The sequence below is a fragment of the Nostoc sp. genome (assembly GCF_036917655.1).
Classification (GTDB): Bacteria; Cyanobacteriota; Cyanobacteriia; order Cyanobacteriales; family Nostocaceae; genus Nostoc.
Map to the genome: position 1 here is coordinate 1 of NZ_JBALCY010000055.1, position 22,820 is coordinate 22,820.

17 protein-coding genes and 1 pseudogene are annotated in these 22,820 nt (G+C 42.0%); 13 read left to right on the forward strand and 5 right to left on the reverse strand.

All coding sequences use genetic code 11. From position 1 onward, the window contains the following. The 7 genes and pseudogenes from V7K30_RS18445 to V7K30_RS18475 form a co-directional block, all read left to right on the forward strand. Positions 1–123, forward strand: a pseudogene (locus V7K30_RS18445) (photosystem II D2 protein (photosystem q(a) protein)); the annotation flags it as partial. A gap of 783 nt (positions 124–906) precedes the next feature. Further along, positions 907–1,188 carry a 4a-hydroxytetrahydrobiopterin dehydratase gene (locus tag V7K30_RS18450; protein ID WP_335001656.1) on the forward strand — a complete coding sequence of 94 codons (282 nt, stop codon included), beginning with the start codon at positions 907–909 and terminating at the stop codon, positions 1,186–1,188. A gap of 749 nt (positions 1,189–1,937) precedes the next feature. Further along, on the forward strand, positions 1,938–3,656 hold the full coding sequence (locus V7K30_RS18455; RefSeq protein ID WP_335001658.1) for an iron uptake porin: 1,719 nt from the start codon (positions 1,938–1,940) through the stop codon (positions 3,654–3,656). 1,015 nt (positions 3,657–4,671) lie between these two features. Next, positions 4,672–5,109 (forward strand): RrF2 family transcriptional regulator, encoded by a 438-nt coding sequence (locus V7K30_RS18460; RefSeq protein WP_334969173.1) that lies wholly within the window; start codon positions 4,672–4,674, stop codon positions 5,107–5,109. A gap of 346 nt (positions 5,110–5,455) precedes the next feature. After that, positions 5,456–6,418 (forward strand): cysteine synthase A, encoded by a 963-nt coding sequence (gene cysK / locus V7K30_RS18465; protein WP_335001660.1) that lies wholly within the window; start codon positions 5,456–5,458, stop codon positions 6,416–6,418. A gap of 15 nt (positions 6,419–6,433) precedes the next feature. Then, positions 6,434–7,135 (forward strand): J domain-containing protein, encoded by a 702-nt coding sequence (locus V7K30_RS18470; protein WP_335001662.1) that lies wholly within the window; start codon positions 6,434–6,436, stop codon positions 7,133–7,135. Between the two features lie 128 nt (positions 7,136–7,263). Then, positions 7,264–8,136, forward strand: coding sequence for a 6-carboxytetrahydropterin synthase (locus tag V7K30_RS18475; RefSeq protein ID WP_335001664.1), 873 nt, complete (start codon positions 7,264–7,266; stop codon positions 8,134–8,136). Positions 8,137–8,323: 187 nt separating this feature from the next. Here the strand turns inward: V7K30_RS18475 and V7K30_RS18480 are convergent, their stop codons facing one another. The 3 genes from V7K30_RS18480 to V7K30_RS18490 are packed head-to-tail and all read right to left on the reverse strand — an operon-like array spanning position 8,324 to position 10,381. Next, positions 8,324–8,464, reverse strand: coding sequence for a hypothetical protein (locus V7K30_RS18480; RefSeq protein ID WP_335001824.1), 141 nt, complete (start codon positions 8,462–8,464; stop codon positions 8,324–8,326). A gap of 32 nt (positions 8,465–8,496) precedes the next feature. Further along, complete coding sequence (locus V7K30_RS18485; RefSeq protein ID WP_335001666.1) at positions 8,497–9,465, reverse strand: PrsW family intramembrane metalloprotease; 969 nt, start codon at positions 9,463–9,465, stop codon at positions 8,497–8,499. Beyond that, a complete protein-coding gene (locus V7K30_RS18490) occupies positions 9,458–10,381 on the reverse strand; it encodes a class I SAM-dependent methyltransferase (RefSeq protein ID WP_335001668.1) in 924 nt (307 codons plus the stop codon). The genes V7K30_RS18485 and V7K30_RS18490 overlap by 8 nt, the downstream gene beginning before the upstream one ends. 369 nt (positions 10,382–10,750) lie before the next feature. On the opposite strand from V7K30_RS18490, the gene V7K30_RS18495 reads away from it, so the two are divergent. After that, complete coding sequence (locus tag V7K30_RS18495) at positions 10,751–11,113, forward strand: large conductance mechanosensitive channel protein MscL (RefSeq protein WP_335001670.1); 363 nt, start codon at positions 10,751–10,753, stop codon at positions 11,111–11,113. 157 nt (positions 11,114–11,270) lie between these two features. Here V7K30_RS18495 and V7K30_RS18500 read toward each other — a convergent pair whose 3' ends face one another. Beyond that, positions 11,271–12,953 carry a DUF3352 domain-containing protein gene (locus tag V7K30_RS18500; RefSeq protein ID WP_335001672.1) on the reverse strand — a complete coding sequence of 561 codons (1,683 nt, stop codon included), beginning with the start codon at positions 12,951–12,953 and terminating at the stop codon, positions 11,271–11,273. Between the two features lie 558 nt (positions 12,954–13,511). Here V7K30_RS18500 and V7K30_RS18505 point away from each other — a divergent pair. The 5 genes from V7K30_RS18505 to V7K30_RS18525 all read left to right on the forward strand — a co-directional run bounded on the left by V7K30_RS18505 (position 13,512) and on the right by V7K30_RS18525 (position 21,748). After that, entirely contained in the window at positions 13,512–16,175 is a 2,664-nt protein-coding gene (locus V7K30_RS18505) for a M1 family metallopeptidase (RefSeq protein ID WP_335001674.1), read from the forward strand. A gap of 850 nt (positions 16,176–17,025) precedes the next feature. Further along, on the forward strand, positions 17,026–18,750 hold the full coding sequence (locus V7K30_RS18510) for an ABC1 kinase family protein (RefSeq protein ID WP_335001676.1): 1,725 nt from the start codon (positions 17,026–17,028) through the stop codon (positions 18,748–18,750). A gap of 29 nt (positions 18,751–18,779) precedes the next feature. Next, the gene (locus V7K30_RS18515) at positions 18,780–19,154 is read left to right on the forward strand and encodes a hypothetical protein (RefSeq protein WP_335001678.1); all 375 of its coding nucleotides are present in this window, start codon (positions 18,780–18,782) and stop codon (positions 19,152–19,154) included. Between the two features lie 239 nt (positions 19,155–19,393). Beyond that, on the forward strand, positions 19,394–20,278 hold the full coding sequence (locus V7K30_RS18520) for a hypothetical protein (RefSeq protein WP_335001680.1): 885 nt from the start codon (positions 19,394–19,396) through the stop codon (positions 20,276–20,278). Between the two features lie 351 nt (positions 20,279–20,629). After that, a complete protein-coding gene (locus tag V7K30_RS18525; RefSeq protein WP_335001682.1) occupies positions 20,630–21,748 on the forward strand; it encodes a glycosyltransferase family 4 protein in 1,119 nt (372 codons plus the stop codon). Between the two features lie 31 nt (positions 21,749–21,779). Here the strand turns inward: V7K30_RS18525 and V7K30_RS18530 are convergent, their stop codons facing one another. Further along, positions 21,780–22,814 carry an Npun_R2821/Npun_R2822 family protein gene (locus V7K30_RS18530; RefSeq protein WP_335001684.1) on the reverse strand — a complete coding sequence of 345 codons (1,035 nt, stop codon included), beginning with the start codon at positions 22,812–22,814 and terminating at the stop codon, positions 21,780–21,782. Positions 22,815–22,820: the final 6 nt, after the last annotated feature.

Below are 22,820 nucleotides of genomic sequence, written 5' to 3' on the forward strand. Positions count from 1 at the left end.
ACCTTCTATACCAAAAACATTTTGCTGAATGAGGGTATCCGCGCTTGGATGGCTCCTCAAGATCAACCCCACGAACAATTTGTATTCCCTGAGGAAGTTCTACCTCGCGGTAACGCTCTCTAAGAATTCAAAGCTGACCATGTATGACCTGAATTAGGCTTGTGGTTGGCGGTAATTGACACCCTCCAGATGAAATAATCTCCTTGTAAGTAAGCCAAGAAAGTGTCAATATTCCCCATTCTCCAGTGATCTTCCACCAAAAGGTGGGAGATTTTTTTCTGTATATGGTTAATATCTCTAAATTTATGTGTTATATTAGGTGAAGGTTATAAACCCAGAGTAAATGCTCTGCCCTTTGAAAACTAAGACCGTTTAGGCAATAAGGAGGTGATGCCCATGATAGAAAGTAGTAAATGCGTGGGTCATCAGGTTGCAGTTAGCCGGCTGTGTGCCGGGGCTGTTCTCTAATAGTTAGCCTCAGTCATCTTGAGAGACTAAGTTAGCTCAAGTAGCTAGGCAAGCTCGGAGTTCCGTCCGGCAGTCTGGTTGCAACCTGAAGACCCGCTAGACCGCTCTGACTTAGATCACCCGATCTAAATCAGAGCGGATAGTTTTTTATGGGTGATTTTTGTTTTATCGTTGCTATTGAAAATTTAGATGGCAATCCCTGCGGTGGGGAAAGCCAACGCGTTAAAGTTTTCTTAAAAATAAAAATATCTTGCATCAAATCTTGGAGTCTGACCAGATGTGCTCAATAGCGTCTATCTACCAAGTCTGATTTAAATATGCACACACGTATTATGTCTTGGTTTATCCTCCCATACTTTACTGTGTAGAGAATATAAGGGGTTTGTCTTCGTAAGATGCAAGATGTAACAAATATATAGTATATAGGAATTTTTTGATATGGCACAACTACTCGCTGAAGCGGAAATTAAAGAACAGGCAAAAGTTCTGTCAGGTTGGACTGTTGGAGACTCCAAGTTGGAAATTACCCGCACATTCAAGGATTTTATCCAAGCAATTGAGTTTGTCAATAAGCTGGTAGAGCCGGCTGAGTCAGCAGGACATCATCCAGATATAGAGATTTCGTACAACAAAGTGAAGATTACACTCACAACACATGATGCAGGTGGGTTGACACAGACAGACTTTGATGTGGCGCGGGCGATTTCCCAAATTAAGTAAGTGATTTCTTCTGACATCTTGCACCAGACAAGTGGAAGTCACCCTAACACGGACTAAGTAGGAATCTATCCCACTAATAATATTTTGTTAATCCAGATGTGGATAGTAGCAAGGTTAATGAATGCGTCAAAAGAAACCTTTCGTCGTTCCCATCTAACGACAAGACGGCGCTATTTACGTTGATAGCAAGCGAAGTACCTCTGGTGCTGAAATCTAGGGACAGAGATTTTGATAGGTCTTCCTCTGTTTTTCTTGGTTTTCCAGATGCGTTTTGGTATTTGAGGACGAATACCTCGTTTGCGTAGGCTTTGCCTATGTTTGTATAGGCGAGCCAGTGTGTTCTAACTGGCGTGCGATTTATACTAGGCTAAATGCAAGAAGTTATTTTTGATGACAAGTTGCTAAGTGTCTAAAGCTTTGAGCAATTTAGCCCAGTAGGGAGCGAATGACCTAAACCTTACTCCCTACTTAGATATTTAGATAACTATGTGTGACAGTTATTAAGGCGATCGCTGTGATCTTGCCATCTAGATCAGATGTTTTATAATGTTATGATATAAAGATATGTTTTTGCATAAGTTAATCACATAAGTTTTTAACCCTAAGTTTATCGTTTATTAGCTTTGCAAAAACTAAAATTGTATTAGTGGCAACTATGCCTCATCCACAGGTTTCAATGAGATGTTGCATTTTTGAGATTTAGGTGCACGAAGACAATTATCTAAACAAGGTGTGAGGAGTAAAAAAAGATGTCTAATCTCTTGTGGAAATCCTTAGTGGTTAGCCCAGCAGTCTTGGGAGCAACATTGTTAGTTTCGACAACAGCAATTGCGGCTCCAAGCAGAACCACTGAAGTACCAGTAGCCAAACAAACAGGTGTAACTGAAGTTGCCCAACAGCCAGAAAAATTGGCTCAAACAACGATAGATGAAGTTAACCGCTACAGCAACGAAGGCAACCAAAATAACTCTCAGTCTCAAGTAACATCGGTTTCTCAATTTTCCGATGTACAACCCACTGACTGGGCATTCCAAGCATTGCAGTCCTTGGTTGAGCGCTATGGTTGTATTGCAGGTTACCCAAATGCTACTTATCGCGGTAACCGTGCTTTGACCCGTTATGAATTTGCCGCTGGTTTGAATGCCTGTTTGGATCGGGTTAACGAATTGATTGCTACAGCAACAGCTGACTTGGTGACTAAACAAGATTTAGCTACCTTGCAACGGTTGCAAGAAGAATTTTCCGCAGAATTGGCAACCCTACGCGGTCGCGTAGATTCCCTAGAAGCGCGGACTGCTGAATTGGAAGCTAATCAGTTCTCTACTACCACAAAATTAGTCGGTGAAGCCATTTTTGGTGTTACTGATGCGTTTGGAGGGAACACAGGCAAGAATAACAATGCCGTCTTCCAAGACCGGGTACGTTTAGACTTGCAAACCAGCTTCACGGGTAGAGACGTTTTACATACTCGTCTTGCTGCTGGTAATGCACAAGCCTTTTCACTAAGGGATAACGCTGGTAATCCTATTATCGGTGATGCGGAAGGCACACAAACATTTCAAGTTGGTGCTGGCGATGGTAACAACAGTGTCAAGATAGATCGTTTGACCTATGAAGTTCCCATAGGGCCAGCCCAAGTTTACCTAGCAGCTAGTGGCGGTAGGCACAGCCATTATGCTGCTGTCAACAACCCTTACTTTTTTGATCAAACTGACGGTGGTAATGGTGCTTTGTCTACCTTTGCTTCTGAAAGTCCCATTTATCGGATTGGTGGCGGTGCAGGTATAGCGCTCAATCTACCCCTTGGTAAAGGTGGCGGCATCCTGGGAAATAGCTCAATCACTGCGGGTTACTTGGCATCGACTGCTAATAATCCTACTCCTGGTTTCGGTCTGACCGACGGTAACTATGCCGCTTTAGGACAGTTGAATTTTAGTGTTGGCAATCGTTTAGCTTTAGCTGCTACCTACGTCCACGGATATAATGCAGGCGGCGGTTCTTTATTCAACTCCGGTTCCACGTCAAACCCAGAGATTCTTGCAGTAGGTACTCAACGAGCTAATACTTTACTAGATGCAGGTTCCAGCAACTCCTACGGTGTGGAGGCTGCGTTTAGACCTAGCGACAAGCTGTCAATTAGTGGCTTCGTCTCTTACCATGATGTCACAGGCTTCGGTGCAAATGATGATTATCAAGCTTGGAGCTATGGTGTTGGGGTAGCCTTACCTGATTTTGGTAAAAAGGGTAACGTCTTGGGTCTTTTTGCTGGTGCAGAACCTTATTCCTTTAACCGAGCAGGTGTGGCTGGTGGTAATGATATACCCTATCACTTTGAAGGCTTCTACAAGTATCGCGTGTCGGATAATGTTTCAATCACCCCTGGTGTAATTTGGTTGACCTCTCCTGGTCAAAATAGCGATAACGATGATGCGTTTATCGGTACGCTCAGAACAACTTTCACCTTCTAGACTGTTGACTATCCACTGACAATTTTGAACTCTATTTCTCCCCGCCTGATGGCGGGGCTTTTTGTTGTCGATAATAGCAACGAATAAACCCCAGTAGGGAACCGGAGTATACTAGAAAAGTTAGGAGTTGTGAGTTAGAAGTTATGATTTATGGCGGCTGCTATAGCAATCCTAAATCATTTGTGAGAAACAAAATCGCTGAAAAGCCGATAAATACGTACTTTTAATCTCCGTATTTTCTCACGTTTCAATTCGGATTGCTATATATATGAATAGACCAGAGTAGGGTGATCATTACAATGCATTAGCGTCAACTTAGAGCCAGGGCAATGGAATTCGCGGCTACATAAACTCTCGTCCGCCTCCGCGGACTAAGAAAAAACTGAAGGTTTGTAACCCCGCAAAGAGAACAGGACTTACGCAAAAAAGTTCTGAAGTAGGGGTAATTCATGAATTACCCCTACGACAAATCAGGTTTTTGAGACAATTTTGCGTAAGTCTTAGAGGATGTTTGAAAAGTCATGATTGATGTATCAAATATTTTTTTACCCCACCCTAACCCTCCCCTTATAAAGGGGAGCCACTGCGTTGGGCGGCTTTGCCGACTTGAAGCATGTGGCGTGAGGGAACTGGATTTTCTTGTTTCCCCCCAATATATCGGGGGGATTAAGGGGGGTAAGAATGTGATTAAAAGCACAACATACCACTTTTCAAACATCCTCTTAGAGAAGTCTGAGCGCCGGCTTCCGGCGATAGTGCAGCGCTAGCGAGTCCGCGAACTTCTGGTTTTGCCGACAGCCAAGCAACAGGCGTACGGTTTCTAACCGCCGATTTCACCTGAAGTTGACACCAATGATTACAATGCCTACCCTACCAGCGACGAACTTCTAACTTACGCTGTGAGCAACTTTTTCTGAGTGAGCTTTTCTAATAGAAGTTGGCGGTATAAAGTTACATATCACGTAATATCCTAACTCCTAACCCCTAATTCCTAACCCCTAACTCATTACTACTTGTGGAACTATCGTGTAAATCGGAATACGCAATTCTGGCCTTATTAGAGATGGCCGCTCATTACGAAAGCGGCGAACCGCTGCAAATTCGACAAATTGCAGCACAACAAAACATACCCGATCGCTATCTGGAACAGCTACTAGCAACCTTGAGGCGTGGGGGTATAGTCAAGAGTCAGCGCGGATCAAAAGGTGGCTATCTGTTAACGCGAGAACCCCGAAAAATCATCCTTTTTGAGATTTTGGAATGTTTAGAAGGGTTAGAGGTGCGGACTTGTGAAGAAAACGTTAATTCCAAAACGGTAGACAGTTCGGTTATAGAAGAAATTTGGCAAGAAGCAAGTCGCGCCGCAAATTCAGTGTTGCAAAAATATACGCTCCAGGATCTTTGTGAAAAACGAGATTCGCGGCGGCAATTGGATATCATGTACTACATTTAGTCAAGAGTCATTTGTCATTTGTTATTTGACTTTTAGAGGATGTTTGGAAAGTCGTAAAGTATACTGCTCACCCCACTTCCATTCCTCTCCCGGAAATGGAGAGAGGCTTTAAAACCCTGATTCCCTTACAAAAAGGGGGCTGGGGGGTTAGGTTTTCGAGATTTTAGTGTTAGCAATAATACTTTTAAAACATCTTCTTATGGGTAATGTTCTGATTTATCGCTAACGTCAGTTCATGCTTATTAGGAAACCTGCCTACCTTGCGGGAACTGCAAAGCCAAACAGGACTGGACTCATCAATGACAAATGACAAATGACTCTTGACTAATAACTAAGGGCTAAATATATGCGAATTGCTCGTAACATTACAGAACTGGTTGGTCGTACACCCCTAGTGCAGTTGAACCGCATTCCCCAAACAGAAGGATGTGTTGCTGAAATTGTGGTGAAACTGGAAAGTATGAACCCATCGGCATCAGTCAAAGACCGGATTGGGGTCAGTATGATTAACGCCGCCGAAGAGGAAGGGCTGATTACTCCTCTTAAGACAGTATTGGTAGAACCCACCTCTGGAAACACAGGAATTGCCCTAGCAATGGCAGCAGCAGCTAAGGGTTATCGATTAATTTTGACAATGCCAGAGACGATGAGTGGGGAGCGACGAGCAATGTTGCGTGCTTATGGAGCAGAACTGGAACTAACACCAGGTATGGAAGGCATGAGTGGGGCAATTAGGCGGGCGCAGCAAATAGTTAATACTACCCCAAATACCTATATGTTGCAGCAGTTCCGCAATCCAGCCAATGCAAAAGTGCATCGGGAAACTACAGCTCTTGAAATCTGGGAAGATACCGATGGACAAGTAGATATAATCGTAGCTGGGGTGGGCACAGGTGGTACGATCACTGGTGTAGCAGAAGTGATTAAAGCACGCAAGCCAAGTTCTAAGGCGATCGCTGTTGAACCTGCCAATAGCCCAGTTTTATCTGGGGGACGGCCAGGGCCGCACAAAATCCAAGGAATTGGCGCTGGGTTTATTCCCCAAGTGCTAAAGATAAAATTGATTGATGAAGTGATTACCGTCAGCGATGAAGAAGCGATCGCCTACAGTCGGCGTTTGGCAAAAGAAGAAGGGCTACTATCTGGCATTTCCAGTGGAGCCGCTTTATGTGCAGCAATTCGCGTTGCCCAACGTCAAGAAAACAAAGGGCGTTTAATTGTAATGATTCAGCCCAGTTTTGGTGAGAGGTATTTGAGTACACCGTTGTTCCAAGACCTGGAGGCAAGGTTAGCCACTAGCGTCAGTTAACGATACATTGAATTAATGGTCAATTCTAAGCACGTTTCTAACCATTACGAAACTCTCAAAGTTAGTCCAAGTGCAAGCCTTGCCCAGATTAAGCAAGCTTATCGCCGCTTGGTTAAGTTGTTTCATCCTGACAGTAATCAGCAAACAGCCGATCACGAGCAGATTATCCGCATCAATGCAGCCTATGAGGTTTTAGGCGACAACCAAAATCGCCGCAATTATGACCAACAACTGCAAAATGACTTCCAAAAATTAAATAGCGATCGCCAACAGCGTACAGCATCAGCGCAAAAGCATTACCAGACAAGACGAAAAACTGGACGGGATGTTGACGAGCAAGTTGAAGAATGGCTGCGCCAAGTTTACCAACCAGTAAATCGCTTGCTTTGTACCATTCTGTATTCTCTAGAAGAACAAATGGATCAATTAGCCGCTGATCCCTTTGATGATGAGTTGTTAGATGAATTTCAGGAATACTTAAAAACCTGTCGAGATGACCTCAAGCAGGCACAAATTACTTTTCGCTCCCTGCCGAATCCGCCTAGTCTAGCAAGAACAGCGGCTCACCTCTACTACAGCCTCGATCAAGCAGCAGATGGACTCGAAGAGTTGGCTTATTTTCCTTTAAACTACGATGAGCGTTATTTACACACAGGTCAAGAACTATTTCGCATAGCTACGAGATTACACTGTGAGGCGCAAGCGTCTGTTATATAGTCATTGGGCATGGGGCATGGGTCAATTTCGCTAGATGACTAATGACGAATGACACAGAACTTAGGAATTAGTTTATCCTGGAAACAGAGAAAGATTAAGAAATTTTCAATTCTGCTTTTAGTGTACTCATGCAATGTATAGTTAATCGCCGCGGCCAGTTTTCGGCAAGTCATCGCTATTGGTTGCCAGAACTGAGTGAAGCCGAGAATATTGATAAATTTGGTGCTTGCTCTAAATTTCCGGGACACGGGCATAACTATGTCTTATTTATCTCCCTAGCCGGGAAATTGGATGAATATGGCATGGTGCTGAACTTGTCTGATGTGAAACACGTAATCAAACGGGAAGTTACCAGTCAATTGGACTTCTCTTATCTCAACGATGTGTGGGCAGAATTTCAAGAAACTCTGCCAACCACTGAGAATATTGCACGCATTATTTGGCAGCGACTAGCACCACACTTGCCTTTAGTCCGTGTGCAGTTGTTTGAACATCCTGAACTTTGGGCAGATTATATGGGAAACGCAATGGAAGCCTACCTTACCATCAGTACTCACTTTAGCGCTGCCCATCGGCTAGCTCATCCTAACCTCAGTAACGAAGAAAACACTAAGATTTATGGTAAGTGCGCTCGTCCCCACGGTCACGGACACAACTACCATCTAGAAGTTACCGTCAAAGGGGAAATTGATCCACGCACTGGCATGATTATTGATTTAGGTGTCCTGAATCAAGTGGTAGAAGATTATGTGATAGAGCCATTCGATCACACCTTTTTAAACAAGGATATTCCCTACTTTGCCGAAGTTGTGCCGACTGCTGAGAATATCGCACTTTACATTAGTAATTTACTGCGATCGCCCATTCAAGAATTGGGAGCTAAACTTTACAAAGTTAAACTGATTGAAAGCCCCAATAACTCCTGCGAAATCTACTGCACAGAGTCAGAATCAGATTCAGTCACCACATCCGTGAATCAGCCAGTATTAGCACGGGTTTAGCTATAGGGAATAGAGATAGGGGATTGGGGAGGGGGAGATGAAAAAGAACCCCAATGCCCAATGCCCCATGCCCAGCTAGAAAAGTTTACTAACTAAGCAGTTGAAACCAGGTAGCAAAGGACTTGTCAACTCATCTTGACCAATTGTTAATAACTGTAACAATCTTGCCACAGCTTGTTTGATGATCCTAGTTAGGTGCTTTGGTCACAAATAGTTCTCCATCAATAATCTCATAGCGATTCCTGCGTTCACGAAGTGTCTCGGAACGAGAATCGCTAGCAAATAGCTCTAGGTCAGCAGTCGTCCAACGCACTGGAGTTGTTTGCATAGAAACCCCCTAGCATTTTCCTAAATCATATTTTAAAAATACCGACGACGGGCGGAATGTCGCAAATAGCGATAAATGCCCCAGGCTAAAACTCCAAAAAAGAGATTTAGTAAAAAGCGACTAAATATAAACCACAAAATATCACTGTCAAAAAGCTTCGACGGACTCAAAGGACTAATTTTCCTGACTAAGAGAAACAGCCCAAAAATAGCATTTCCACCCAGCACAAGGGCAAATAGCACTAAACTCCTCTGCCAATAACGGCGCTGGGGTGTACGGTCCCAAATCAGGGTAATTACGGGTTTGCCTTGCACTTTTCGCAGTAATTGTTCCAGTCGCCAAAACATCCACAATAGAAACGGAAATAAACCATAACTCAATAAACGTAGGGGTAATGAGTAACCCCAAGCACTAGATAGGATATTAACTAGGGCATGACAGATTACAGAATTTAGCCAAGCCCAAAAAATGAACTTCCTGTCTCGATTTAACCGAGTGTGGGAGGAAATATAAATTCCCAAGGCATATCCCCAAGGTGCAGAGAACATGGCGTGGACTGGCGTGCCGATAGTACGTTCAAAAATTGATGCTGTACCGTGGAAAAGGTAAATCCAGTTCTCTTCGGCAGTGAATCCAAGGGCAACGGCTATGGTGAAGAGGAAAACGGTAGAGGGAAGTAATCGATACCTACGTTGCAGATAGTAGGTTGGGACAACAACCGCAGCCAACTTACAGCCTTCTTCAATTAGACCTACTTCCACAAGCTGCCGCAAGGCTACACCAGGAAGCCAACGTTTGATCCTCTGCCAGTCTACAACCCAATTGGCTACAGTTTCAAAAATCCATTCGAGTCTAAGGGCTAAAAGACCGAATATTGCCCCGATGATAAAGAACATCAGCAACTTTAACAGAGGTGGGGCAAATGGTACTCGACAGTAGTAGTAGCCTAGCAGCAGCAATGGTGGTATTGCTGCCCACAGCAGTAGAGCGAAATCAACCACTCACCTGAGCAATCACTGTGCGGTGACGGTGGCTATTGTTAGTGATAGTGGGAGTTTGGAAACCCGCTTCAACAATAGCCTGCTCAATGTCCAAAGCGAAATATTCATCTAAATACGGTTCAGTACTTTTGAGCAACGTCAAAATGTAAGCTGGCATTTTCTGGTAAACTTCAGATTTGGGATTCATGTCCATGATTGCTAAGTAGCCACCGGGACGTAGCACGCGCCGCATTTCAGCTAAAATCTGTCGGGTTGCTGACTGGGGTAATTCGTGGCACGTCAGGAAAATGGAGACTAAATCAAAAGAGGCATCAGGTAGTCCAGTAGATTCAGCTTGAGCATGAAGCCAATTAATTTTAGCTTGACGACGTTGTTGGGCGCGGTAATTGGCAACAGCTAAGAAGTAGGGAGATAAGTCCAAGCCGATAATTTTAGCTTGAGAATAAACTGCTTGTAGGGCAAAAGTACTCAAGCCAACACTACACCCTACATCTAAGATATTTTGCGGCTCGTTAGGGATTTGACTTTTCAGGATATTATGGTAACTTTCGCGCAGCATCGGATCGCCTTGCGCTTGGGCGCCCTGCCAAATCTTAGCGTGGACAGCATAGGCAGCAGATTCTACCTCAAAAGCGGCTTGCCAACTGAGATTTCCGGTTTCGTAGGCATGGAATGAGGTGAGGTAATAATCGGGGTAGGAAAGCTGAGGATTTTCTACTTGAGCTAGATCAGCCTTCCAATCAAGCGCCTGTAGTGTTTCGACTTCTTGCGTCCAAGGCACACCAATTCTCTCGGCACGTTTAATCATCATTTGTCTAGCTTGATGTTTGGCTAGGTTAGCTAAAGGCTTGATTGCCAATATGCCATTTACCAAGCGGGAAGCGAAGCCAGGATTAGTGTTTACAGCAGCGGTCATAAATTAATTCGCGTTCAACAGCTTTTTTACTTATGACATACTTGCTGGACGGCAGTCTAGAAATGAATTGAATTATATAAGGCGTGGAGATTAAAGTCATAGAATCTTGACATCAAAAGTTTCGCGTGATTTACTTCTCCAGAGAATCACACTATTCTCCAATTTATACTTCATCAGAGCCATCCATTCAAGATTGGTAAGATTTCGATACTTAGGAAAATCTATCTCGACAGAGAGGGCAAAAAGCTGAGTGCCATCTAAAAAAAGACTACAACCAACTTATTGAGTCTGAAGTATGGCAACGAGTCAGAATAAGTGCAAGCGGTTTTTTAAGGTATTTTCAAGAATTTGTCTTCAAAGGCAGTGTAGTTGACTTGGCGATCGCACTTGATCATTGGTACTGCCTTTAGCCGGGTTATCACCTCCTTGGTTGAGGATGTGATCATGCCATTGATTAACTCCTTAATTAGTATGACTAGCAAAGACAGGAGAACAATCACCATCGAACCAGGAATTGCGATCGGTCAGTTTCTGGGCGCAATCCTTGACTTTTTAATCATTGCTTTCATCTTATTTGTAGCAATTCGCACCTTACAAAAATTGAAGAGGCAAGAGCATGTCACCATTGAATCCCTATTATCAGACCCTAAGGTTGCCGCTCAGAAAAGGCTGACTGGCGCGTTGGATAGGCTCAACCAGACATTAGAATCTCGCAATAATCAAGTTTTGTAAGTGGGAGTGGAGAGTGGGGGAATGAGGAGGATGAGGGGAATAACATATGCCCAATACAACTCTTGGAGAGGCTGCGCCTTAAGCGAAGCTATGCCGCAGGCTTTACGGCTTCTCTACGAGACGCACTCGCGTTCGCTCAGTACAAGTGCCCCATGCCCTATTTTGCAGTATTCGGCTTGAGAGCTAACAACATCTCCAATTCACTGGTGGATTTATCGGGGCTAGTGGCGGTAATACCAAAACCACGAATTGAACCCAGGATAGTGATGGTATCGGCATTAGATGAGATAAAACTATTGATCAAGGGCACAGTTTTAGTTTTGTCCATATCTAGGTAGAAATAACCACCGTTGGGCTTTTGCAAAGAACCAGTAACGGCTTTGAAAGCGTCGCTATTGTCGAGAGATTGATTCTTGCGATCGCTAACTGCGTCCGCAATTGGGCCACCAAGAGCTACAAATAAAGTGTCTTGATCCAGCCAACCATGCGCCAATAAAGCTCCCTGTTTGGGGATTTGCCATTCAGTTACGTCTTTACCACCAATATTTCTGTTGGCGATGTTGATTTTTTGGGTTTTGGCGAGGGTATCCAATTTCGTTAAGGTGGCTTCGGCAGTTTTGCGATCGCTAGTGTCAAATACTAAAGCACCTCCAAAACCAACACTCGCTAACACCCCTTGATTAGATGGAATCGCACCAAAAGCGAATTCCCCATTCATCCAGCCAAAAATATCCTTATCCAGGTCAATATTGACAAATTTAAGTTGCGATCGCGCTTGTTCCAGAGCTTGCTTCATTTCTGGATAATCTTTTGACTGTTCTACTAGGGCTTTCCAGCCACGGCTGATGCCATTTCCGCTAATCAGAGCAAAGGTATCAGTGGGAAATTGCCCGACTATATTTCCAGGACTTGATTGATACTGGAATTTATTTAGTTGCGGATCTAAATTGGCGATCGCTTTTACCCGCACTCCTGCATCATCAACACCAACACCCGCCACCACAGATTTTATCTGCTTCAGTTGTGTCAAGGCTTGTGAAGGTAACTGCTTTGTCTGCGGACTTGCGACTGCTAATTGCTGTACCATCCCTGCATAGTCCGGTATATAAATTTGGGCAAGGCTGTTTTTGACATCCACTCCTTTGTTGAGAATGCTGCTGGCACCTTCTTTACTGGCAAAAGAAGACTGTCCCTTAAACGTGTCAATTGCTTTTTCTACAGCTTGCTTTTCAGGGGCTAATACCAAGTGACTATTATTTAAAACTACGCTATATGTCGGCTTGCCATTTTGTGTAGTTTCGATAATTTTTTGACCTTGGTAGTCAGATTCCTGGAATTTCACCCCTTTTTGTGACTTCAATTTGTTAGCAAAGTTTAAAGCACTGAGTTTATCCTTGATTCCCACTACTATCAGGATATTCGGTTGCTGCTGTAAATTTGTTGGTAAATTAGGTGCCCCAGAAGGCACTTTTAACTGTACCGGTTTCACAGGATTTGGTGGCAATACAGCAATCATTACACTACCAGCCCAAGGCTTTATGTCTTTTTCATAAGAAACGTTACTGTCACTGAACATTTGCTTATTGAAATCTTCCAGACCTTTTGCCACTAACTTTTGTGCTTCTGGAGTGCCAAACTGCTGTAACTTTGCCCAGGCTTGAGAGTCAGTAGTAATATAAGTTGCCATCAATGCTGTTGAAGGCACTATTTTAGCACTGCCGAGAGCGTCTAAACTACCTCCTGATGCGCCTTTGAAATACGTATAAGCCGCTATACTTCCGGCTACAACTACAGCAGCACCAACAGCAGGAATGAGAAATTTTGATTTACTTTCAGGCATTTTGTTATCCTCTTTTGCTCAAATTGTTACCGAGATTTGTACAAGTGTCACTATAGAGTTTTCGGATTTATTAATAATTTCCGCTCATTGATCGGTATTTACTGATAAAATTAGTAGTCTTATAAGTAAGTTAGCGGTCTAAAATTAGTCTCAAAAATACTTCAAAGGGATAATGAGCAAATCCGCAAATGATCTGCTGTTCATCTCAAACAAAATAGCCTGTTCAGCAGCAGCAAGCTATCCTAAGTTATAAGAATAATTAGGAGTATTTGTACTTAATGAGAATCTATAGAGGTGCAAGAGACTCTTGACTCAATGACAAAAAAGTGCAAAACATCAGGAAAAGTAGATGCGGGAGGGATATGGGAAAAAGTCCAAGGATCGGCAATCGACCTTCGGAAATTCGGGTGAGATTAATTTCAATCCCCCAATCCCAAAGGGGAATCCTCACCCTCATAATGCTCTGTTGATTTGGGAAATACATTTAGACACCGCTATTTTACTTAACTACATCCAGCCAAGCCAGACTTTTCAGGATTACAAGGTCAGTAAGGATCAATGTCGAAGTCTTATTTTGATACAGATAATAACGGACACAAGCCTTTTGAGTTACCGGGAGCAAGACCACACTACAACCCCGATCGCCCCGGACAGGTAGAGCATATTTTTCTCGATCTCAGCTTGGATATCCCCAAGCAAAGCTATCAGGGCAGTTGTAGCATTCGCCTCTTGCCAATTTGTAATGGCATTGACCGTTTGACTTTGGATGCTGTCAACCTGAATATCGAGTCTGTGCAGGTGGACGAGGTGCCACAAAATTTTGACTACGACGGGGAACAGCTTTCCATCCAACTTTCTGAGGCGACCCAGATTGATAAACGCTTGCTGATTGCGATCGCCTACTCGGTGACAAAACCGCAACGCGGTATTTATTTTATTCAACCAGACAAGCACTACCCAAACAAACCCACCCAAGTTTGGACTCAGGGCGAAGACGAAGACTCTCGCTTTTGGTTTCCCTGCTTTGACTATCCAGGACAACTGTCTACTTCCGAAATTCGCGTTCGTGTTCCCAACCCTCTCGTGGCGATTTCCAATGGCGAATTGATTGACACCACAGAAGATGGTGATTACAAAATCTACCATTGGTCACAGCAACAAGTTCATCCTACCTACTTAATGACTTTGGCAGTCGGCGACTTTGCCGAAATTCGGGACGAGTGGAAGGGTAAACCAGTCACCTACTACGTAGAAAAGGGACGGGAGGAAGATGCTAAACGCAGCATGGGCAAAACTCCCCGCATGATCGAATTTTTGAGCCAAAAGTATGGCTATCCCTATGCTTTCCCGAAATATGCCCAGGTTTGCGTCGATGACTTCATCTTTGGCGGCATGGAAAACACCTCCACAACTCTGTTAACAGATAGATGCTTGCTGGATGAACGCGCCGCCTTAGATAACCGCAATACCGAAAGTTTAGTTGTCCACGAACTCGCGCACCAGTGGTTTGGTGATTTGGTGGTGATTAAGCATTGGTCTCATGCTTGGATTAAGGAAGGGATGGCTTCCTATTCTGAGGTGATGTGGACAGAACAGGAATATAGTCTAGAAGAAGCAGCTTACTATCGTTTATTGGAAGCTCGTCGTTACATTAGTGAAGATAGCAGCCGCTACCGCCGGCCGATGGTAACACATATTTACCGGGAAGCTATTGAACTTTACGATCGCCACATCTACGAAAAAGGGTCTTGTGTTTATCACATGATTCGGGCCCAATTGGGAGATGAATTGTTTTGGCAGGCAATTCAAACATTTATCCAAGATAATGCTCACAAAACCGTAGAAACAGTAGACTTACTCAGGGCGATTGAAAAAGCAACCGGACGTAATCTTTTGTTCCTCTTTGACCAATACGTTTATCGTGGTGGTCATCCCGATTTTAAAGTAGCTTACTCTTGGGATGGAGATGCTAATTTGGCAAAAATTACGGTAACTCAAACCCAAGCTGCTGAAGATAAAAATGGCAGCAAGGATTTGTTTGAACTGAAAATACCCATAGGTTTTGGCTATACCCAACAGGAACAAGTTAGGAATGAGGAGTTAGGAGTTAAAAATAATTCCAAACTCCTAACTCCTAACTCACAACTCAAAACTTTTGTAGTGCGGGTGAATGAACGTGAACAAAGCTTCTACTTTCCACTAGAAAATAAGCCCCAATTTATCAGCTTTGATGTGGGGAATAATTACCTAAAAACAGTAGCTTTGGAGTATCCAATACCAGAGTTAAAAGCACAGTTAGAATTTGATCCCAACCCGATTTCGCGTATCTATGCAGCAGAAGCTTTGGCAAAAAAAGGTGGGTTAGAAGCTACCATTGCACTGTCTGCGGCGCTAAAAAATGACCCATTATGGGGTGTGCGTGTGGAAGTGGCGAAACAACTAGCCCAAATTAATTTAGACCAAGCCTTTGATGGCTTAGTTCTTGGGTTAAAAGATAAAAATGCTTACGTGCGACGATCTGTAGTGGAAGCACTTGCTCAAATCAAAACTGCTGAAAGCTATAAAGTTGTAAGAGGGCTGTTGCAAAAAGGCGATCCCAGCTACTACGTGGAAGCAGCAGCTTCTCGTGTGATCGGGGCGATGTCTGCGACGGGCTTCGCCTACGCATCTACAAACTTAGAAGAAAAACCCAAGGAAGACAAGGTATTAAAGCTGCTAAAATCCGTTTTAGAAAAAAAGGCGGGTTGGAATGAAGTAGTGCGGAGTGGTGCGATCGCCGGTTTAGCTGAATTCAAAACCTCAGAAGCAGCTTTAAATCTACTAATCGAATACACCAAACTCGGTGTACCACAACCCCTACGTTTAGCCACAATTCGCGCTTTAGGAAAGATTTCTGTAGGTCAAAGTCCGGTTAATTTGGAACGGATTTTAGAAAAATTAACAGAACTAGCCAAAGAAACCTTCTTTTTAACGCAAGTGGCGGTAGCAGCAGCATTAGGACAAATGGAAACACCCAAAGCAGTCGGGATTTTGCGATCGCTAGCTGAACAAACAGCCGATGGGCGTGTACGTCGCTATGCTGAAGAAGAAATTTCCAAGGTGCAAAAGAATATTGGTTCAGAAAAAAACCTGCGTCAATTGCGTGAAGATTTCGACCAACTCAAACAACAAAACCAAGAATTGAGAAGCCGTTTAGAAAACTTGGAGGCCAAATCTAAATAGTACTACATGATAATTAAAACTAGCTAATTGGTAATTGGTAATTGTGGTAAAACCACTACCAATTACTAAATTTATAGGAGTCCTAAATAATAATTCTGTTATGAGTTGCGGATTGATTATTCCACCTAACTATACAATTCGTCCTGCAATAAACCGAACAGCACTGAGTTCTAAGTCACCGAATTTTAGATTTTAAATTTTGGATAATGGAAAAGAAGATTCAAAATCCAAAATTTAGAAAGGTTTGAGACTTGCGAATTTAAACGCAAGAATAAATCTAAAATCCTTGCATTACTTGACAGAGCTAATGACTTGATTGCTGGGGTCAATCTAAAATCTAAAATCCAAAATCCAAAATTACTTGACCTGTGGTGCTGTTTTCTCAACTTCATGATGAACGAGTGTTTTAGAAGACCATTATCGCAGAAGTATTCAGGCAAAGGGAAATGGGTAGCTAAGACAGTCTGAACTTTAAAATGATTAAATCCAAGACAGTAATAGTACTACTGCTCTATCTAACTATAAGTAAATAAAGTTACTTAACTATCGCATTTTATTCAAATTTGCATACATAGGTAAATATTTATATTTTTATAAACAATGGTTAAGAAAAGATAAAACCATCTGAAACTTGGATAATTAGTTGTAGTTTTATAAAGTATAATTAAGAATAAAGATAAACAAATCTAGGCGGTAACATAGGCTAAAATCGCCTCGAACAGCATCCCCAAAGGGTAAAGTTCTAGTTGTTTTAGGTAAAAGACTACCGCTATCCTGAACTTGCAACTAACTTGTGGGTCAGGAGAAAAACAATCATTGTAAATTTTTCAGTTGAAGAGGCAAAAAAGGCGTGGGTCAGTATCAACCTGCTCAGCTAAAACTCTATAATCCAGATGCGATCGCTCGCTACTATAGTTACCGTCCCTGGCTAGCCTGGGGGCGACTGCTGAGAATTATCTGGTCTTTTGCAGGATTTATACTCAGTCTCAAGTGGGACGAATGGCAAGATAAAATTGAGCAGAACAAGGGTAAACGAGCTATCCAGTTGCGAGAACTGCTCACCCGCCTCGGCCCGACTTTTATTAAAGTTGGTCAAGCCCTCTCCACCAGACCAGACCTGATACGCAAAGATTTCTTAGAAGAACTGATCAAGTTACAAGACCAGTTACCACCTTTCGATAATGCGATCGCTTACCAAATTATCGAAACTGAACTAGACCGTCCAATCCATGAAAGTTTTAGCGAACTGTCACCTAACCCAGTCGCAGCAGCTAGCTTAGGTCAAGTATACCGTGGTCGTCTGGTCAGCGGCGAAGAAGTTGCAGTGAAAGTGCAACGCCCCAACTTACACCCGGTAATCACACGCGACCTATATTTGATGCGTTGGGCAGCAGGTTGGCTAGCTCCTTGGTTGCCTTTAAATCTCGGTCACGACCTAACTTTAATTGTGGACGAGTTTGGCACAAAGCTATTTGAGGAAATTGACTATATTAATGAAGGCCGCAACGCCGAACAATTTGCAAGCAAATTCCGCAACGACCCGCAAGTAAAAGTTCCAGGTATTTACTGGCGTTATACCAATACCCACGTTTTAACCCTGGAATGGATTAATGGCTTCAAGCTGACGGACACGAAGCGCATCCGCGAAGCAGGTTTAGACCCAGAGGCGATCATCCAAATTGGCGTTACCTCAGGATTGCAACAGCTTTTAGAACATGGTTTCTTCCATGCTGACCCTCATCCCGGCAATTTGTTTGCGATACCCGATGGTCGTATGGCTTACATTGACTTCGGCATGATGGATCAGTTGGAGGAAAGCACCAAACAAGCACTGGTAGATGCGCTAGTGCATTTGGTGAATAAAGACTATACCGACTTAGCCGAAGATTTTGTAAAATTAGGATTTCTGACTCCAGACACGAATATTTGCCCGATTGTGCCAGCATTAGAAGCGGTGCTGGGAAACGCCATTGGCAAAAATGTCAAGGATTTTAACTTCAAAACTATTACCGATGAATTCTCGGAACTGATGTACGAATATCCTTTCCGAGTCCCGGCGAAGTTTGCTTTGATTATTCGTTCCCTGATAACTCAGGAAGGTATTGCCCTTAGCCTCAATCCAAATTTCAAAATTGTTGAAGTGGGTTATCCCTATATAGCACGGCGGTTGCTGACAGGGGAATCGCCCGAATTGCGGCGACGATTATTGAATGTGTTATTCAAAGATGGTAAATTCCAGTGGCAGCGCTTAGAGAATTTGATTGCGATCGCTCGTACTGATAGCAACTTTGATGTATTGCCCACAGCCCAGATGGGGTTCCAATATTTAATGTCGGAAGAAGGTAAGTTTCTGCGGCGACAGCTGGTGCTTGCTCTCACCGAAGATGACCGCCTTCACACCGAAGATGTCCAACGCCTGTGGAACCTGGTTAAAGATGACTTAAAACCAGATCGTTTACTAAATGTAGCGATCGGCATTTTAACAGAATTATCCAGGGAAGGCGCAGCTGCTATCCTTCCAAAAGCTACATTCCTTGCGCCTTTTGCTGAGAACCAGTCAACAAACAAAAAGTAAAAAATCTTTAATATAAATCAGGAGTTTTCATGTACTATTCTCCTCTGCAACCGCCTTATTTTCTGTTACTTGTTGGCTTTCTGACAGCATTAACATCTGGTTTGGCATTATCTGGCACTTTGAAAGTAATTGTGCAGAAATGGCCAAGTGTACGCACAGAAAATACTAAACCGCGTTCCTCACTGAAACAATTACTTGTGCCATTTGTCGGCATAACTGGCGGTACTTCTCTATTTCTGTCTTCAGGCTTAGAAATATTTGGCTTTCCCTCCTCTTTAGCTTTAGGAGTCGGTCTACCAATTAGTCTGCTGACTTGTTTGCTAGTTTGGTTGCAACTGGGAAGTATGATGACCTTTATAGAACGCGAAGGAATGCAATCTCTAGATTTAGATTCTTTTTCTTAGATGTAGGACACTCCACGAACATTCAAATCAATATAAATCTTTACCACCAGTAAATTTTTTACTAGCGGTTAATACTTGTTTTTTATTGAAATTTCACAAATTTCAATATCTAATCGCGTAATAATTACGTACATAGACTGTAATATCTCTGCTAAAAGTATACTCAGCAATACTCAGCTTTATACGAGTTTTTTGTGCAAATTTTTATCTTTATCTTTTCCAAAGGAGTTTTATAAACTATGAGTCAAGGAGAAAAAGAATTCTGCTTTTGCACCTTAGCCTTGGGTGAAAGATATCGCTCTCATGGTTTGCTATTAGCTCAAGATATTGAAAAACATTCACCTGGAACCAAGTTTGTAATTTTAACAGATAAGCCACAAGAATTTAGTAATTATTCTCATGTTTTAGCCTTTCCGCATCAACAACAAAGCATTGGTTGTTACCACGATAAAAGGTTTGTTATTGCCCAAGCATTATCACTATTTAATACCTGCATTTTTGTTGATGTAGATATCCGAATATTGGATAAAATAGCACCAAATCTAAAATTTCTTCCTGGAGTCACAGCAAGAAGTTGTACCAATATTGTCAAACATAATCAAGTTTACATTAGTTCAGTAAAAGACTTGCACAAACCCAAGAGAACTAGAGACTTGGAAATTGTTAACAAGCTAGCACAAAAACTGGATTTGAATTTAGAAGATGAAAATACCCAGTTTGTGATGGAAATGTTATTTGTAGTTACAAGGCAAGATGGGCGTGAAATCGAATTTCTCAAGCACTGGGAAACCATTGCACTTTACTGTGAGTTAAATGGTTTTTATGGTGCTGAGGGTTATGCAATAGGATTAGCTGCTGCTAAGGCTGGATTACCAGTTCGATGGGATGCTATGGACGGTATTGTTTATTTCAAGGATTGGGTAGAACGCCAGAAAATCAAAAAGGGACAAGCAAATCCAGATGAAACGCTGATATATTTTCAACAGCACGAAGCGATTGAGTACCGCCAAAATTCAATTTTCCAAAAGCTGGTACGTAAACTAGATAAATTTATCGGCTATTACTATCGTTCGTTGTGTTTAAGACTGGCAACTTTGAGTAACTTTAATTTTTATTACCGCTAATCAGTAGATGCAAGCTATTTCGGCTCTTCCGTACCTGTTATGCTGAACCTTTAGTTAAGCATCAAAACTTGACTTTAAAATCCAGGTTAGAAGCCTAAATTTCGCGCACAAGTATAAAATGCTAGTAATAACGCCTGCTATTATTGCCTAGCAAGGCTTTTAAGCTTTTTAGTACACAGATTTGGCATACTTAAGTAATGAAGAGCCAAAATTACAGCAGTTTTCATGTGGATGCAATATACTAATCTAGCCCTTTCCCTTATCAGGGTGTATTGCACCACAATCGAAAAGTGCTAGAAGTTGTACATCTATTTTTTGAAACTTATTATTTGGAACTCAAAGATTAAAATAATGAAACTTAAAGTCTTTTTGATATGCACAGGTCTTGGTCACGTTATGCGGGGATATGAGTCTTTTGCTGAACAAGCATTTCAGGCACTATCAAAAGAACCTTCTCTAGATATAATCCTTTTTAAAGGTGGTGGAAAAGCAAAAGCAAAAGAAATTCCTTTGTGGAATTTACCCCGTTATACTACAACTAGCATAGCTAAGTACACTAAAACTAGTTCCTATTTTGTAGAGCAAATATCCTTTTTTTTCAGTCTCATACCACACATCCAAACAGAGAAACCAGATGTAATTTATTTTAGTGATAACGATATTGGTAATTTCCTCGCGCATTGGCGGCGTTTTACCAAACAAAGCTATAAATTACTCTTTTGTAATGGTGGCCCACTCGGATTAAAGTCTCCCATTTTTGCCAACTGTGACCTCATACAACAAATTGCTCCTCAGCATCTTCAGAATTGTTTAAAAGCAGGGATACCTGCTCAAAAACAAACTCTAGTTACTTTGGGGGCGGAAATACCTGCTGACTTACAAATACTTTTGCCTGATGAAAAAGAGGGTTTAAGAAATAAACTAGGATTACCTGAGAAAACACCTTTAATTCTTTCAGTAGGTTATATCAGCAAAAACCATAAGCGCATGGATTATTTAATTAGTGAAGTTGCTAGTTTACCTGAACCACGTCCTTACCTTTTGCTGCTAGGCCAACAGGACGGAAGTTCACCCGAAATTATTGAACTGGGTAACAGCTTATTGGGTGCTGAAAATTTTCAAGGCAGAACCGTAGCCTCTCATGAAGTTGCAAACTACTATAAAATTGCAGATGCTTTCGTGTTAGCTTCCGTCCACGAAGGACTAGGAAGGGTGTTTTTAGAAGCAATGTCATACGGCTTACCCTGTATAGTTCATGATTATGCTGTTACCCGTTACATCTTTGATAATGAAGGGTATTTTGGCAATTTTAAACAAAAAGGAAGTTTGGCAGATTTAATTAGTCAAGTACTATCCAAAAATGAAGATAAATCTAAATTTTATCAGCGTCATCACTTCATTTATGAGCGTTTTAGCTGGGATAAATTGCTGTCAAGCTATGTTGAGATGATTCACATGGTAGCTAATTGAATAAAAAACTTTTAAGTTAATTTTTGCTCAATTATTGAGTAGTTTTATCCTTAAAATTACGATACTTTAGCTTAATATTATTAGCTCTTTGATTCAGGAAACTTTTAGTAGTATTTTGTAACCGTCTGAGCAGAGTGGGACGCTTAAAGTTTTGAGGTCTATCTGCTGACGATTTTAAATATCGATAATGCAAAAACAAGTCTCGGTAGGGAAAACTAACATCTTCACCAGTACAAAGTTTAGTAAAGCTTGATGAACTTATGCTCATATAGTGTAAATATGTCAACCTCCGCCCTTGATCGTAGAGGATATTATCTACCACATCAAATTGAGAACTCCAGTGGTTACCAGTTGCCTGTTCGCAGTCATGGCAGGCAAAGTTATAATACGAAATTCCACTTCTCAACACCATGTAGTTAAATAAAGATTGGTCAGGGGCTAAAAAAGCCATAACATCTGCTTCACCAGATGTTAATTTGTTTAGTAAGTCGGCTCTTATAGTTGGAGAAAAAATATTTTTCTTAGTGGCAAACCAACCAGCACAAAATGTCTGAGACTGCAAGTTTTCTGAGTGAAAAATTTGCTGCATCTGCTCTGGAGAGCCATCAAAAATAAATTTTAAGTCAGACTTATATTGAAAATCATTGACTACCCAATCGTAGGTATCTAATTTTTCATATACATAATCTACGGGCCCCATTAACAAGGTATCTGCATCAAAATAAATAAATCTATCAAAAGGGCCATCCACAGCACAAAATTTGCGGTGCATTGGTAGCTCATAGAGTTCTGGGAAGCCCCACTCTCGCCAAGTTTTTTGTGCTCTAGAGTAATTTTTCCATATCTGGGTGGCAAAGTTATCCCAGTAAGCTATGGAATCATAATCTTCAAATAAGGTGACATTATCTCTAGATGCAATCTCTGCTTTTACCTTATCTAACCGCTGATTATATGGAAGTATACAAATAGGAATTTTCCTACCAGCATTAGCTTCTATACTGTTGAGCAACGCAACTAATTGGTCATAGACAACATCATTCGCTAGGATGTAAATGCCATCAATCATTGGGAT